The following is a 15,153-nucleotide window of genomic DNA, read 5'->3' on the forward strand; positions in this document are numbered from 1 at the left end:
TGAAAGTGTACGATATTGAAATTACGTGGATTCCCGCTTTAAAATTCAATTCGGAATTGTTTTTTCGCTATTCTTTCTCAGTTCCTCAATCTTTGCCAAAATTCCCAATTCATTCACAGAAGATATAAAATCCGACTACTCACAATTTTGGTTTTTATATGAAAAAGAATCACGAGGAAGGCAAAACTTTTTTGCTATACGTCCTTTTTATATGAGTTTTTCCGACAAAACGTATGCTTTCCAATTTAGAAGTTACCTTTCTCCGATTTATTACAAAGAAGAAACAAACTATTGGTACACATGGTCGTCTCTATTCTTTTTCAGTGGGACAGGATTCAAACATGAAGAGGGAGATGAAGATGAAGACATCCTTCTCACCCCTCTCTTTTTATGGGGCAAGGGAGAATCACAAAGGGAAAATTATTACAGCGTATTTCCTTTGTATGGTAAAATCCGAAACAAACTCTCGTACCAAGAATTAAACTATGTTTTGTTTCCAATTTATTCGGAATGGAAGTATAAAACCTATAAAGCAAAATCCATTGTTTGGCCACTAGTCATGTGGGGTGGCTCTGAAACAAGAGAAGACATCCGAATATTCCCCTTTTATTCCAAGAAAGAACATGAAGGAAAATACAGACGTTTTTCCATCCTTTGGCCTTTTTTTCAATGGGGAGAAGAACGATTGGATAAAAAAGAACCAACATCTTATCATATATTTTTTCCCTTTTACAATCGAAAAGATTCTGCCGATGGGAACATGAGAAGCCGTGCCTTTTTATGGTTTCCAATCATCAATTCTTTGTTTTCCTATGGTTACGATCATAAGACTGGACAAACCAATTATACTGCTCTTTTTATTCTTTTCCAATACACAACTTCTATTAAAAAGGATACAGAAAAACTTGTTTTTTTTCCGTTTTATGGATACTCTTATTTTGCTAATAAAGAAGCGGAATTTATCACACCATTTTACATTCGTTTGTCGCAAAATACTTCTCATCTTAAAGCAACATCTCACTTTTTATTACCTTTTTATTCTCATATGAAAAATGAATATGTCCAAACAGGAAGAGAAGACTATTATTGGAAACTTTGGCCATTATTCCGGTATCATAAAGATGCAGAAGGAAACTTTGGATGGAATACGTTAGCCATCATCCCTGTCAGGTTTGAGGTTATGGAAGATGTATGGGAGCCTATATTCTCCATCATAGAATACAAACGTTCATCGAATGGAGAAAAACGATTGCACCTCATCACAAGACTTTACACACATCGATGGACAGAGAACGAATCTCATATCCACCTTCCAATCCTGATGGAATTTTCAAAATCATCGACTGGATTTCGTTATGAATTTGCCTATGGATTGTTTGGCATTGATACAAGAGAAGAATCTAACAAATACAAATTCTTTTGGTGGGAAATATGATCCGTTTGTATAAGAATACATTAGAACCATTGTTATATGCGATTGGTTATACAGTGTTATTACTCTTTCGTGCAATTGGCCAATCTCACCAATTATATTTCAAACGTCGCGAAATCTTAGAACAAATGTTCATCGCAGGGGTTGGTTCCCTTTTTGTCGTGTCCATCGTTTCCGTGTTTACTGGTATGATCCTTGGTCTTAACACAGGTCTCGGCCTTAGAGATTTTGGAGCAGAAGGCCAAATTGGACTGCTTCTCACAATCACCTTGACAAGGGAGATGTCCCCTTTTATGACTTCACTCATTCTTGCCGCATCTGTTGGTTCTGCAATGGCTGCAGAGATTGGAACGATGAAAGTATCCGAAGAAATTGATGCCTTAGAAGTGATGTCCATAAGTCCTATCCGTTACCTTGTGATGCCGAGAATTGTTGGTTTTTCATTGATGGTTCCCGTACTCTGTGTTTATTCAGCTGCCCTTGGGATTTTAGGTGGGGGGATTGTTGGTCATTTCCAATTGGGAATCGACATCATCAGTTATTTCCAAGATGTGTATTACCGCATATCGTCTGTTCCTGGTTTAAAAGATTTGTATGTAGGACTTTTGAAAGGGTACGTTTTTGGTTTGTCCATTGCAACTATATCGTGTAGTCAAGGTTTACGAACCGAAGGTGGAGCGATTGGTGTTGGCCAAACCACAAGGAAAGCAGTTGTCACATCCTTTCTAATGGTCATTTTTTCTGGTTATGTGCTCACTGCCTTATTCTATAAATAAAGGAATCTATGGAACCATTTGCCATTGAAATGAAAAATGTTCATAAAGCCTTCGGAAAACGTAAGATTTTACGAGGGATGAACTTACAGGTAAAACAAGGGGAAACCATGGTCATCCTTGGACCCTCAGGAACGGGGAAATCGGTGAGTCTCAAACACATCACTGGTTTACTTGATCCTGACGAAGGTGATTGTTTTATTTATGGAGAATCCATCGTACATGCAAACCAAAAGAAAAGGGAAGAACTGAGATCCAAACTCGGAGTTCTTTTCCAATCAGGTGCTCTCATCAATTGGCTCACTGTTTATGAAAATGTCGCCCTTCCTTTACGAGAACATAAAATTGCCGAAGGTGCTGAACTGGACCGCATTGTGATGGAAAAATTACAATGGTTAGACCTTGTCCCTGCCAAAGATACGTTACCGAGTAATATCTCAGGTGGGATGAAAAAACGTGTGGGTCTTGCCCGCGCTCTCACTTCCCGCCCTAAAATTGTCATGTACGATGAACCAACTTCAGGACTTGATCCCGTCATGTCCAATGTCATCAACGACCTTGTCATCCGATTGCAAAAAGAACTCGGTCTAACATCCATTGTGGTCACACATGATATGAATTCAGCCTATCGCATCGCAGACCGAATCAGTTTTTTGTATGAAGGAAAGGTCTTATTTTGTGGGACTTCGGAGGAAATCCAATCATCCAAAGACCCAGTGATCCAGCAGTTCATCCATGGAAATACTGTAGGACCAATGATCCTCGACCACTCTGAGTTAAAAAAAGGAAAATCAAATTGACTTTGTCCACAACCCAAGGAGGATTTTAGGGAATGCCTACCGTAGGTCGCGCTCTCATTGTTGGTCTCTTATTCGTTTTCTCCCTTGTCGCCGTTGGTTATTTTACCATTGTCACAGAAGGTGGTCCTTTCCAAAAGTCAGGGTACCAACTCCCCGTTTATTTTCCAGATGCCGAAGGGATTAAAATTGGGAACAAAGTCACAATCCATGGTGTACCGTTTGGTTATGTATCGAAAATCCGTTTGGTGCAAATTGATGAAATGGGAAACTTATTACCGGAAGGAGAAACTGGGATTGGGACAAAGGTAGAACTGACCTTACTCCTCAAAGGTAAGGTACAACTTTTCTCCAATTATGAAATCACCATCAAAAATGAAAGTTTGCTTTCGGGGCGTGTGGTAGCACTCGACCCAGGTTCGAAATTTCCAGTGGATCCCAAAACCAAGGAATACTTGATGGCAGAGCCTGCCTTAAGTAAAATCGAAATCACTCCAAGGGATGGGAAACTCCTTCCGATCCAAGGAAAAGTCACCCAAGACCCTCTAGTTTCCTTATCCGAACTCATTGCAGAAAACCGATCCGACATCCGAAAAACGGTTCAAAACATTGCAGGGATCACAGGAAAAATCAATGAAGGCCAAGGAACACTTGGAAAACTCATCAATGAAAGTGATGTCCATAAATCTGTGAATACCACCCTTGGGGATGCGCAAGTCGTATTAAAAGAACTCCGTGAAGGTCTTGAAGACACTAGAGAACAAGCCCCTGTGACAAGTTTCATTCGGTCGGCTCTCAGCGCTTTCTAGGGACTAACACGCACAATACGGTCCAATTTGTAGCAAAATATAGGAGAAAATTGGCGATTTTCGCTGCGTCACAATTCCACCACACTGTTGTAAAAAAGAGACATTTTTTTGACTTCGGGTTTCGGTTTTGGAATTGTCCGAGGGTCGATTCTTTCAAATCTGTAAGTAGGAATTGATTATGCAAACAGTGATCCATCGAAAAACGATCCAAAACTCTGTCACTTTGAAGGGAATTGGCGTACATTCAGGGAAAGTGGTGACACTCCGCCTCCACCCAGCTGAGGCAAACACTGGTCTTATCTTTTATCTTTACAAAGGCATCCAAAAAATCCGCATTCCTGTTTCCCTCGACCATGTAGTCGATACAAGCAACGCAACAACCATCGGTGATGGCGGCTCGAACCGAGTCCAAACCATCGAGCACTTACTAGCGGCTGTTCACACCTTAGGGATCACTGATTGTATTTTTGAAATTGATTCAGTAGAAGTTCCGATTATGGATGGTTCTTCCTTACCATTTTGGGAAGGGATTCGTTCTGCGGGGATTCGAATTCTCGACGAAACCATTGAACCAATCACCATCACAAACCCAATTTGGGTAGTCGATGGTGACAAATACCTTGTCATGCTTCCTTCCGATGAGTTGAAAGTCACCTATAGCATTGATTTTAACCACCCGCTCCTTCGCGGCCAGTCTTACACAACCACTCTCGATGAATCCATCCTCGGTACAGACATTTTACCTGCGAGAACCTTTGGATTTTTAAAGGATGTGGAAGCCCTCCAAGCTCGTGGCCTTGCCATGGGAGGATCCCTCGACAATGCGGTTGTTTTGACTGATGACGGTTATTTAAACGACCACCTCCGCTATGACAACGAATGTGTGCGCCATAAGATCCTCGACCTCGTTGGTGACCTTGCTGTGATGGGACGTCCTTTCCGAGGCCATTTGATTGCATCCAAAGCGGGACATGCCTTGGATATCTCTCTTGCCAAATGCATAATGAGCCAGTTTACAGGGAACGAACTTACCCAATATAAGAGCAAACGGATCCCACTTTTCTCCAAAAAAGAAGCCGCAAAGTAAACAAAACCGTTTTTTACTTTCCAAACGAAGCCAAAACAAAAGTATTTTTGGCATAGGTTCGGATGGAAGAAAAAACCACATTTAAGGGCATCTCTGCGTACCCAGGTACAGTTTACGGCAAAGTATTTCGTTGGAAACAATTCAAACGGAAACGGGAAGACCGTACGGACCTAAGCCCTCCCGAAATCAAAGAGGAAGTGGAACTTTTAAAAAAAGGACTACAAAAGACAGAGGATGACCTTGCTGATCTTGTCCAAAAATCCAAACTCAACGCAGAACTCTCTGAAATCTTAGAATCCCAAATTGTTTTCCTGAATGATCCCCTCTTTCGTGCACGAGTTTTTGAACGAATCGCACAAAACAAAGAGTCGGCGGGCCTGGCGCTGGAAACGGCAGTGAGTTCCCTCTATGATGAATTCCAATCGATACCAGATGAATTCTTTCGGGAAAGAGCTGACCACCTACTTGATATTGGCAAACGAATTGAATCCAATTTGTACCCTGAAAAAGGAGCAGAACCAACAAAAATCCCAGATGATGTGATTCTCATCGCCAAAGAAATCACACCTTCGGAAATGATCCAACTTGGAAAATGCAAACTCCGTGGAATCGCCACTGACTTTGGTGGGAAAACAGGTCATACTGCCATTATCGCAAGGAACTATGGTATCCCGACCATCGTTGGTTTAAAAAATATCACCTCACACGTTGAAGATGATGATTATATTTTATTAGATGCCACAAAAGGAATACTCAACCGAACACCAGGCATTGAAGAGATCAAACTTGCAGGGATACGCAGTGAAATTATAAAAACAATCCCTGTGAGAGAGATCAGCGATGGTCCCAGGGAACTCAAAACAAAAGACGGAAAAAAATTCACACTTAGTGCCAATATCGATTCTGAAGAGGAAGTGGATACAGCCTTTTTACAAGGGGCTGACGGGATTGGGCTTGTCCGGACAGAAATATTATTCATCCGTTATGTGGAATTTAAACCTACAGAAGAAGAACAATTTGCCGTCTACAAACGAATCTTATTAAAGATGGTGGGCCGCCCTGTTACCTTCCGGGTTTGGGACATCGGAGCTGACAAAATGGAAAATGGATATGAAGAAGAAAATCCATTCCTGGGAAACAGAGGGATCCGATATCTACTGCGCCACCCCCATATATTCAAAGAACAATTAAGAGCACTCTTACGTGCCAGTGAATATGGAACCATGCGCATCATGTTACCAATGATCACAACTCGATCTGAAATCTTACAAACAAAAGTTTTATTAAATGAATGTTTGGAAGAACTAAAAAATTCAGGTTTAGTCATTACTAAAAAAATTCCGCTCGGTATTATGGTGGAAACCCCGGCTTGCGCTCTCAACTTACCATTTCTTGGCAATCACGTTGATTTTTATAGCATTGGCACAAATGATTTATTACAATACCTACTCGCTGTAGAACGTAACAACCATTTGGTGGGAGATCTTTATAATCCTTGGCAAGTTGTGTTTTTACTACTCTTAAAAAACATTGTGAATGTTGCCAATTCCCAAAAAAAACCGATTAGTATTTGCGGAGAAATTGGAAGTGATCCCATGTTCACTGCGGTCCTTATTGGCCTTGGGATACGTGATCTGAGTTCTGCATTGCCTCTCATGAAAGAGGTAGCAGAAAAAGTATCTGAAATTTCCACCTGGAAAGCCAAGTTACTCGCAGAACAAGTCATCAACTTAGCTGGTGAGGAAAAGTTTGATGAAATCGAAAAACTAGTGTTAGAAACAAAAGGTTAACCAATTCCATCGAAATTTGTTTTAAGTTTCAATCGAAGCTCTAATGGGTGCGTTTGGTTTTACCAAAACGGAATTTCCATCCAACAGTCTCACGATAGAAGATTTTTTCCATAAGTAAATCAAATACAAAACTAAAGCCGCACACCAAGATACAATTACAAACAAGGCATAAAAATTTACCATACTTCCCAATTCCCTTTGGTAACCAGAAAGAATTCCTGCTGCATAATGCCCAAACGCAGTACACAAAAACCAAATTCCCATCAGAAGAGATGCAAACCTAACAGGTGCCATTTGGCTGACAAAAGACAATCCAACTGGAGAAAGACAAAGTTCACTCAGTGTGTTCCAGAAATAAACGGAAACTAAAAAGAAAATGGAAACGACAACCCCAGTTTCTGCTAGTTTTGCTGCAAAAACCATAACCAAAAATCCAAACCCAAGTAAAACCAAACTGATCACAAACTTCATTATGGGATTTGGATTTTTGTTGGTTTTTGCGAGATATGACCAAAGATAAGAAAGGACGGGACCAAATACAAGGATCATTAGAGGATTTAACGACTGTAAGAGGGAAGCCGGAATTTCCCATCCAAAGAGGAACCTATCAGTATTTCGTAAGGCAAATAAATTTAGAGAGCTTCCCATTTGTTCAAATGCCATCCAAAAGAAAATACTAAAAAAGGATAATAGACCTATTAAGAAAATTTTGGAAATGGAATCATTATCCGGTTTTAATTCGTTTTGATTCGAATCCAATGGATTGCCTGAAGTATGGATCGTAGGATTCGAAATAGAACGAGACGGTGATTGCCCTTTTGACCAAATGGAAGGTGGCAATGACCTACTTCCTAAGTAAAAAACAAGGATACCTATTGCCATTCCGACACCAGCAGATAAAAAACCTAAATGCCAATCGACCTTTTCTCCCAAACTTCCAGCTATGATAGGTCCAAAGAGACCACCTAAATTGATCCCCATATAAAATATGGTAAACCCACTATCCCGAAGTTGAGGTTTTTCTAAATATAACCTGCCAAATATAGTAGAGATATTGGGTTTGAAAAAACCATTCCCGAGGGCCAGTAAACACAAACCAGTATAAAAATAGTTCAAATTTGGCAATGCCAGCGACAAGTGACCAAGTAACATAAGCACACTTCCCAAATAAATTGCAAATTTGTAACTTAAGTATCTGTCTGTGATGTATCCCCCGATGACAGGCGTTAGATAAACAAAACTTGTATAATAGGCATAAATTGTCCCTGCATCTTTGTCAGAAAAACCAAGGGATTTCACAAGATACAGGACAAGCAGGGCACGCATCCCATAATAACTCAGTCTTTCCCACATCTCTGTGAAAAATAAACTGCTAATGCCCTTCGGATGATCCCCTAGTTTGATTTGGTTCGGCTTTTCCAAATGGTTTCCTCTTGCCCTAATGAAAAGTTTACATACCTTGCGGCGACAAATAAATAATCCGACAATCGATTGAGATAAATTCTTAAGTCATTATGGATCTCTCCACCTGACTCAATGTATACGAGTAAATCACGTTCTAATCGTCGGCATATAGTTCGGGCCATATGTAAGGCACTTGCCATCTCACTTCCACCTGGTAGTATGAAAAATTTAATTTCAGGGAGTGATGCCATCAATCGGTCAATTTCACTTTCTAATCCGCTGACATCTTCCGTATTCACCACAGTTCCATCTTTTGTATCTTTTGGAACATAACCGGCAAGTTCGGAACCGATTTCAAAAAGAAAACTTTGGATGTTTTGCAAATGTTCTATAAAGGGTTTCGGGATTGTCTCTTTTTTACCAAGCGAAAGGGCAAGTCCAATGGTGCTATTCAATTCATCGCAAGTTCCATACAAGTCCACTCTTCTGTCAGTTTTCGAGACCTTTTTCCCAGAAGCTAAATACGTTTGTCCGCCATCGCCAAATTTGGTGTAGATTTTCAAAATCTTAAGTCCTTACCCTTAAATTTTCTTTACAGACATAAGTTTTTTGGTATAGAATCATCTGGAAAGGAAAAATTCACGGGAGAACCAAGGGCAGGCAACCCCTTCTCTCCACGAAGGAATGGATTTCTGGAAACTGTTTTTTCCCTTTCTCCGCCTGTAGGGAAACAAGCGGGTCATGGACACACAGGAGGGTGTGACAATGATTATCAATCACAACATCAGTGCACTCGTTGCAAAACGAGCACTTACAAACACCAGTCGTGACATGGACAAGTCCATGGAACACCTAGCCACGGGTATGCGAATCAATAGACCAGGGGACGATTCCTTGGGATTCTCAGTATCCGAAAAACTTAGATCCCAAATCCGGGCACTTGGCCAAGCAGAGCGAAATACTCAGGATGGTATGTCGTTTCTGCAAGTGACAGAAGGATCTTTGGACCAAGTAAACTCCATCTTACAGAGGTTACGTGAACTTTCCGTTCAATCAGCAAATGGAATCTATTCGGACGAAGACAGAAAACTCGTCCAATTAGAAGTTTCCCAATTGGTGGAAGAAGTGGAACGAATCGGAACTTCTGCGGAGTTTAACAAAGTCAAACCATTGGATGGACGGTTTTCAAGAGTAAACAAAAATCCAATGACTTTACAAGTGGGAGCCAATGGATCAGAAAAAATTGAAGTCTACATCAACACGATGACAAGTTCTTCATTAAAACTGAAACAAGCTGGATCAAAGTTTACCCTATCCACTCCAAATAAAGCTTCTGACTCACTCCAAGTTTTGGATGATGCCATTTCCAAAGTCAATCGACTCCGGTCGGACTTAGGCGCCTACTATAATCGGTTGGATTTAACCTTAAAATCACTCAGTAACAACTATGTGAACATGGTTTCTTCCGAATCGCAAATAAGAGATGCGGATATGGCAACGGAAATGGTTGAATATTCAAAAAACCAAATCCTTACCAAATCAGGTGTGGCGATGTTAGCCCAAGCAAATCTCAGACCAGAATCAGTAGTAAAACTCCTCACGGATAGATACTAAGGATTTTTGAGAGATGGAAATCCTCCTTGCAAACAAGGAGGATTTCTTTAAACTTTGTCCGAAACCTTCAATTCGAAGGGAAAAGAGGACAACAACTTTGAAACAAATCATCTCAGGAATTTTATCCCTATCATTACTCTCCACGATTTCTTGTGGTCTTTCTGACAATACAAAACGGCTCATTCTCAGTACATCCATTGGATGTGGTGTAGGACTTGCGTTAGGTGCGGTTTATGATGAGACACAAAGAAAAAAGGACACCAAAAACAAAAAAAATGATTTCCAAAGACAAGTGAAAGAATCTTTGACGATGGAAAAAAAGAAACCACAAAACAAAGGTAAGATTATTGGTTTAGGTGCAGGATGTTTAGCGGGATTAGGCACTGGATTTTATCTGAATACCATGTACGATAACATGGCAGAAGAGATGAAAAAACAAGGAATCACTCTTACAAAAAGTGAACGTGGTGGAGAGACTGTTGCACTTACTGCATCGATGGACGGAGGAATTGCCTTCGAAGATGGAAAAGCAGACCTAAAAGGAAAAGGAAAAGAAAACATTGATAAATTAGCGGAAGCACTCGCTGCCTATCCTGAAACGAAAATCAATATCGCAGGTCATGCAAACCGAACTGGTGCAGAAGATTTGAACCTCAGACTTTCACAAGACCGTGCAGTGACAGCTAAAAATGCCATCATTGAAAATGGAATTGAAGGCAAAAGAATTGGAACAGTCCAAGGACTTGGTTCTTCCACTCCATTGAAAAATGTAGATCCAAAAGATGGTTCAAACAGACGCGTGGAAATTGAAATTGTTCCAGCAAGTTAATCAACTTCTGGTTCCATAATTTTTAAGGAATTCACTTCCGAAAAAAAAGCCTACAAAGATTCTTTGTAGGCTTTTTTTATGAGAACCCCTCTTAGGGAAACTTTCTTCTTACATGCCGAGTCCAGGGAAACCACCCATCGCTTGCATTTGTTTTGCAGCCCCTGCTTGTGCATCTTGTAATGCCTTTGTGTAAGCTTCTTGAATTGACTTTTCCAAAAGACCTTTATCTTTTTTTTCCAAAAGTTCATCTTCGATTTGGATCGATTTCATCTGGAATTTGCCATCCAAAGTGATAGAGAGAAGTTTATTCTTCGAAATTCCTACGAAATTTAAGACCGCAAGTTCCTTTTCCATGGTTTTCACTTGCGAACGCATCTTTTTCATTTGTTTGAGCATATCAAACTTGTTTCCACCTGCTCCACCGAACATAATCACCTCTTATTCATTTCAGGATTTTTTTTCTAAGAAAGAACGCAAATATAAAACTTCAACTGTCGATACTAAAGAATATGATCCATCCAAATTCTCCCTACAAACGAATCTGGGATCTATTTGTATTCTTATGTATCACGTACTTTGCGATTGAAGTACCAATTCGCCTTGTATTCCCTCACAAATTGACAGTTGGTGTCACCAATTTCGAAAGGTTTATCCAAATCATATTTGGTATCGATTTGGTATTAAATTTTTTCACCTCAATCTTAAAAGACAGACTACTCATCCAAAACAAAAAAATTGTCGCAAAAACATATTTGAGATCTTGGTTTCTCATCGATTTTTTATCAGCCTTTCCTTTTGATCTATTTGGTGGATTTTTCTTCGAATACTTTGGAGTGACAGATAGTTTAAAAATATTAAGATTATTAAGGTCTGTCAGGGTTTTTGAACTTTTTAAATCTCTTCGTATGCTTGCACTCGGTGCCGATTCCGAAGACCGATTTAAACTCATTGAAGTCATCAACCCGATGACATTTCGATTGATATTCTTTGTGTATTGGACCTCACTCTTTGCTCACTGGGTTGCTTGTGGTTGGATTTATTTGAGTCCTGAATTTTTAACCGACAAAGATATGGTGACTCGTTATATCAGGTCCTTGTATTGGTCTGTCACAACTCTCACAACAATTGGATATGGTGACATCACACCTACGACGAACCCACAAACTATTTATACAATGGGAGTTATGATTCTTGGAGTTGGTATTTATGGGTATGTGATAGGAAATATTTCAACTTTACTTTCTAATTTAGATATCTCACGAGTTACCTTCCAAGAAAAACTAAACACAATCAATTCCTTTATCAAATACAAAAAGTTACCACCACAACTTGCCAATCGAATTCGGTCTTATTATATTAATTTATGGGAAAACAAACACGGAATTGATGAAAAAGAAATCTGGGACCAACTTCCCTCTGGTATCAAAATTGATGTTTCGATGTTCTTACATAACCATCTCATTTCTGTGGTTCCATTTTTTAAACATGCACCAGAAGAATTGAAACGGGAAGTTGTATTAGAATTAAAACCTGCTTATTATATGAAAGGAGATGTGATATTCAGAGAAGGTGACGTGCCACACAATATGTATTTTTTATCCAAAGGGCATGTGGAGGTGATCAAAGAAAAAACAGGGGAACTACTCGCAACTCTCAATTCAGGATCCTTTTTTGGAGAGATGAGTTTGATTGATGATTCTCTTCGCACAGCAACAATTCGAGCAGGTTCCTATTGTGATGTTTATACTTTGAGTAAAGATGCTTTTAATGAAATTCTACGACACCATCCAAGTTTTGCAAAACACATCCAAGTGATTGCGTTGGAAAGAAAACAACACCAATCAAGTTTCAAAACCACAGAAGAACTTTAATGTCAAATTAAAGTAAGGATTATAATCGAATATTAACAATCGAATTTTCTGGATCAATTAATGCAATGGTTTCATCTGCCAAACGATCAAATGCATGCCAAGCATTTGTATCTTTTTTCAGTGGTTCTTGTTTTTCCGTTTTCACTTTGATGGATTCCGATTTTGGAATCTCTCCCAGTGTTGGTATTTCTTCAATCGATTTCAATTTTTCCAATAATTCCCTATGTTTTTTCGACTGACCAAACCAAGAAGGAACAAAAGCAATTTTTTTCTTTTGGCTAAACACAGTTTCTGTTTGTGAAATTTCATCGAGAAGTAGGTTCACTGCTCGGATCGTCCATTTGCTTGGAGTCACAGGAATCAATACCAATTCGGAATTATAAATGGCTGTGGTAAGTTCGTGTTTGGCAGAACCCGGTGTATCAATGATGACAAATTGGTATTCTTTTCGTACTTCTTCTAAAGCTCGTTTGAACTGAAGGCAAAGGCTTGTGGAATCTGGATTATATTTTGTCAGTTTTGCCAAACTAAGGGTGGAGGGTAAGACATCAAAGTGTTTGGTTTTTCGAATGCAGTCAGAAATTTTTTTCATTCCGAGAAGGACACTCATGACATTCGATTCTTCTAACGCCGTTAAATCCAAATCTGGGAGCGAAAAATCAGTTAAGTCACCTTGCATATCCATATCGACAATTAATGTTTTCCCCCGACGTGCCAAAGCGCAGGCCAAATGGGCAGCAGTTGTGGACTTACCACTCCCTCCTTTGATATTGGATACTGAAATCACCTTCATGGGGTAAAGATTCACCAGAATTCTTCCATTGACCACCGATTTTTTTTTGAAATATCCTTGGAAAGGACTTCGACCTACTTAAATTGGTTCCTGTTATGGCATTCACAATTCGATTCCGTGTTTGGGACAAACAAGAGAAGGAATTTACCCAAAAAGGGTTTAGTCTTACTTTAGATGGCAAGTTACTAAAGTTTGGCCAACCGATTTCAAATGAAGACAATTACATAGTCAATTGTTTCACAGGACTTAAAGACAAATACGATAAAGAATTATATGAAGAAGATATCATAGAACATACTGTAGCAAAAGGTGGAAATTTAACCCAACATACAGGTATTATACGGTATAATACAGAACATGGGGCATTTTATTTAGAAAATGGACCACCTCTTTTACAATTGTTTTCGATTCGGAAAGTTGGCAACCCATATGAAAATCCAATTCTTTTTGACTTGTATCTAAAAAGTAAATCTTGATCCTTTTTCGAATTGTATCTCTTTTTATCCTACTTTTCACAATTCCTTTAGAAGCGAGTTCTCTTCTAGAGGATTATTGGGAATCAATCCAAAAAACAAAAGAGAAGTTTGAATTAGATGATTTTAGTCCTAAACGATTTCAATTTGGTTTTTCCAATAACGCACCAACCGTAATCCATAAAGAAGCTTTAAATCATGAAGTTTTTTGGTTTTGCCAGAATTATATCCAAAAATACCATACCAATTTTCCATACCCTAGATTAAAAGAAGACATACGATCTCACCTAACCGATCTTTATGGAGACGTTTCACAAAATTTTCTAAGTGGAAAAACTAGTTTTACCTGTTTTACAGGTTGGAAAAATGGAAGTTCTTTGTTAAAAATTCACTTCTTTTTAAATGAGGATGAATTTTTCCCATTTCGTTATGACCATTACAATCAAAATGGACAACTTTATCTGACAGAAGAAGATGAAACAAAAAACGGTAAAAAGGATAGTTTTACCTATTATAGTTCAAGTGGTTGTCCCAAAGAAATAACAAAAGATAAAAATGATTTTGGTGACATTGATGAATGGTGGTATTTCCAAAACTGTAAATTAATTAGAATAGAATATGATTCCAATGAAAATGGATTTAAAGAAAGGATTTGTTATTATGAAAATAACAAAGAGTCATATTGTGAAGGAGTTGGAGAAAAGGAAGAACGAGAAGCAATCTTATTCGAATCGCAAGAAAAATGGAAAGAGGCATTGAAATCCTATCGAAAATCACTCGTTGAATACAAAAAAGAAGTCCCTAATGGCACACTCCGAACCTGTTCTTTACTTAAAAAAATTGCCAATATTGAATACAATGAAAAAGAATTTACCTCATTTACAAAAACTTTAGATGAATTTTTTTCATACCGCGTTTGTGAATCGGAATCTTTAGATGTATTATTGTACAAATCATATTATTATTTGTATGTTTTGAATGATTATCAATCTGCTAAAGAAAGTTATAAAAAAACTGCTGAGATTTATCGAAAGGTAAACGGGGAAATCAGCCCAGAAATTTCCTTAAATTTGGCTTATGCTTACCTCATGGCTAAAGAACCTAAATCATGTTTGGCGAGTATGGAAAAATTAAATTACCGTAGGCTTATGCCCTACCCTCGTTTTTTTCTATTCTACTATAGAGGATCTTGTGAAATGAGTTTAGGTTTATTTGAAGATGCGTATGTAAATTTAAAACGAGCACAAATATTAGGTGGTGAAAAGGTATTTTTACCAATCGTGTATTACAAATTGGCTCGGGTTTCCTTTGCCACAAAAAGAGACAGTGAAGGAAAACTCTGGACCGAACAAGCCCTCTACTTAGATTTAGATCTCTTCCAGAAAATGGAAACAGATCCCATCTTTGCCAATTTTTTAGATTCACCCAGTGGCAAATCTTATAAAAGAAAATATTACTTGAATAAAGTACAAAAACAATGA

15 protein-coding genes are annotated in these 15,153 nt (G+C 38.7%); 11 read left to right on the forward strand and 4 right to left on the reverse strand.

All coding sequences use genetic code 11. The features are described from left to right. Positions 1 to 25: 25 nt before the first annotated feature. The 6 genes from EHQ43_RS13555 (at position 26) to ptsP (ending at position 6,688) form a co-directional block, all read left to right on the forward strand. Positions 26 to 1,435 (forward strand): hypothetical protein, encoded by a 1,410-nt coding sequence (locus EHQ43_RS13555; RefSeq protein WP_135771482.1) that lies wholly within the window; start codon positions 26 to 28, stop codon positions 1,433 to 1,435. Further along, the gene (locus EHQ43_RS13560; RefSeq protein ID WP_135742139.1) at positions 1,432 to 2,208 is read left to right on the forward strand and encodes an MlaE family ABC transporter permease; all 777 of its coding nucleotides are present in this window, start codon (positions 1,432 to 1,434) and stop codon (positions 2,206 to 2,208) included. The genes EHQ43_RS13555 and EHQ43_RS13560 overlap by 4 nt, the downstream gene beginning before the upstream one ends. Positions 2,209 to 2,216: 8 nt before the next feature. After that, positions 2,217 to 3,005, forward strand: coding sequence for an ABC transporter ATP-binding protein (locus EHQ43_RS13565; protein WP_135742140.1), 789 nt, complete (start codon positions 2,217 to 2,219; stop codon positions 3,003 to 3,005). Positions 3,006 to 3,037: 32 nt separating this feature from the next. Further along, positions 3,038 to 3,811, forward strand: coding sequence for a mammalian cell entry protein Mce (gene mce, locus EHQ43_RS13570; protein WP_135742141.1), 774 nt, complete (start codon positions 3,038 to 3,040; stop codon positions 3,809 to 3,811). A 178-nt stretch (positions 3,812 to 3,989) separates the two neighbouring features. After that, positions 3,990 to 4,898 (forward strand): UDP-3-O-acyl-N-acetylglucosamine deacetylase, encoded by a 909-nt coding sequence (gene lpxC / locus EHQ43_RS13575; protein ID WP_135742142.1) that lies wholly within the window; start codon positions 3,990 to 3,992, stop codon positions 4,896 to 4,898. 62 nt (positions 4,899 to 4,960) lie between these two features. After that, the gene (gene ptsP, locus EHQ43_RS13580; protein ID WP_135742143.1) at positions 4,961 to 6,688 is read left to right on the forward strand and encodes a phosphoenolpyruvate--protein phosphotransferase; all 1,728 of its coding nucleotides are present in this window, start codon (positions 4,961 to 4,963) and stop codon (positions 6,686 to 6,688) included. Between the two features lie 21 nt (positions 6,689 to 6,709). Here the strand turns inward: ptsP and EHQ43_RS13585 are convergent, their stop codons facing one another. Both EHQ43_RS13585 and EHQ43_RS13590 read right to left on the reverse strand, forming a co-directional pair. Continuing rightward, complete coding sequence (locus EHQ43_RS13585; protein WP_135771483.1) at positions 6,710 to 8,110, reverse strand: peptide MFS transporter; 1,401 nt, start codon at positions 8,108 to 8,110, stop codon at positions 6,710 to 6,712. Continuing rightward, positions 8,083 to 8,655 carry a cob(I)yrinic acid a,c-diamide adenosyltransferase gene (locus tag EHQ43_RS13590; RefSeq protein ID WP_135742145.1) on the reverse strand — a complete coding sequence of 191 codons (573 nt, stop codon included), beginning with the start codon at positions 8,653 to 8,655 and terminating at the stop codon, positions 8,083 to 8,085. The genes EHQ43_RS13585 and EHQ43_RS13590 overlap by 28 nt, the downstream gene beginning before the upstream one ends. 202 nt (positions 8,656 to 8,857) lie before the next feature. On the opposite strand from EHQ43_RS13590, the gene EHQ43_RS13595 reads away from it, so the two are divergent. Together EHQ43_RS13595 and EHQ43_RS13600 are read left to right on the forward strand one after the other, a co-directional pair. After that, positions 8,858 to 9,706, forward strand: a complete 849-nt coding sequence (locus EHQ43_RS13595; protein ID WP_135742492.1) for a flagellin N-terminal helical domain-containing protein — start codon at positions 8,858 to 8,860, stop codon at positions 9,704 to 9,706. 97 nt (positions 9,707 to 9,803) lie between these two features. Further along, positions 9,804 to 10,535, forward strand: coding sequence for an OmpA family protein (locus EHQ43_RS13600; RefSeq protein WP_135742146.1), 732 nt, complete (start codon positions 9,804 to 9,806; stop codon positions 10,533 to 10,535). Between the two features lie 108 nt (positions 10,536 to 10,643). Here EHQ43_RS13600 and EHQ43_RS13605 read toward each other — a convergent pair whose 3' ends face one another. Continuing rightward, entirely contained in the window at positions 10,644 to 10,964 is a 321-nt protein-coding gene (locus EHQ43_RS13605; RefSeq protein WP_135754222.1) for a YbaB/EbfC family nucleoid-associated protein, read from the reverse strand. Positions 10,965 to 11,044: 80 nt separating this feature from the next. Between EHQ43_RS13605 and EHQ43_RS13610 the strand changes: the two genes are divergently transcribed. After that, positions 11,045 to 12,406, forward strand: coding sequence for a cyclic nucleotide-binding domain-containing protein (locus EHQ43_RS13610; RefSeq protein ID WP_135742148.1), 1,362 nt, complete (start codon positions 11,045 to 11,047; stop codon positions 12,404 to 12,406). A gap of 19 nt (positions 12,407 to 12,425) precedes the next feature. Here the strand turns inward: EHQ43_RS13610 and EHQ43_RS13615 are convergent, their stop codons facing one another. Beyond that, complete coding sequence (locus EHQ43_RS13615) at positions 12,426 to 13,199, reverse strand: ParA family protein (RefSeq protein WP_135754418.1); 774 nt, start codon at positions 13,197 to 13,199, stop codon at positions 12,426 to 12,428. Positions 13,200 to 13,294: 95 nt separating this feature from the next. Between EHQ43_RS13615 and EHQ43_RS13620 the strand changes: the two genes are divergently transcribed. After that, complete coding sequence (locus EHQ43_RS13620) at positions 13,295 to 13,675, forward strand: YopX family protein (protein WP_135742149.1); 381 nt, start codon at positions 13,295 to 13,297, stop codon at positions 13,673 to 13,675. Continuing rightward, entirely contained in the window at positions 13,672 to 15,153 is a 1,482-nt protein-coding gene (locus EHQ43_RS13625) for a tetratricopeptide repeat protein (RefSeq protein WP_135771484.1), read from the forward strand. The genes EHQ43_RS13620 and EHQ43_RS13625 overlap by 4 nt, the downstream gene beginning before the upstream one ends.

Origin of the sequence: Leptospira bouyouniensis, assembly GCF_004769525.1 — a bacterium.
Classification (GTDB): Bacteria; Spirochaetota; Leptospiria; order Leptospirales; family Leptospiraceae; genus Leptospira_A; species Leptospira_A bouyouniensis.

Coding starts and splice junctions, on each gene's coding strand:
- EHQ43_RS13560 (WP_135742139.1), top strand. CDS start 1,432: ATGATCCGTTTGTATAAGAATACATTAGAACCATTGTTATATGCGATT.
- EHQ43_RS13565 (WP_135742140.1), top strand. CDS start 2,217: ATGGAACCATTTGCCATTGAAATGAAAAATGTTCATAAAGCCTTCGGA.
- mce (WP_135742141.1), top strand. CDS start 3,038: ATGCCTACCGTAGGTCGCGCTCTCATTGTTGGTCTCTTATTCGTTTTC.
- lpxC (WP_135742142.1), top strand. CDS start 3,990: ATGCAAACAGTGATCCATCGAAAAACGATCCAAAACTCTGTCACTTTG.
- ptsP (WP_135742143.1), top strand. CDS start 4,961: ATGGAAGAAAAAACCACATTTAAGGGCATCTCTGCGTACCCAGGTACA.
- EHQ43_RS13595 (WP_135742492.1), top strand. CDS start 8,858: ATGATTATCAATCACAACATCAGTGCACTCGTTGCAAAACGAGCACTT.
- EHQ43_RS13605 (WP_135754222.1), bottom strand. CDS start 10,964: ATGTTCGGTGGAGCAGGTGGAAACAAGTTTGATATGCTCAAACAAATG.
- EHQ43_RS13610 (WP_135742148.1), top strand. CDS start 11,045: ATGATCCATCCAAATTCTCCCTACAAACGAATCTGGGATCTATTTGTA.
- EHQ43_RS13615 (WP_135754418.1), bottom strand. CDS start 13,199: ATGAAGGTGATTTCAGTATCCAATATCAAAGGAGGGAGTGGTAAGTCC.
- EHQ43_RS13620 (WP_135742149.1), top strand. CDS start 13,295: ATGGCATTCACAATTCGATTCCGTGTTTGGGACAAACAAGAGAAGGAA.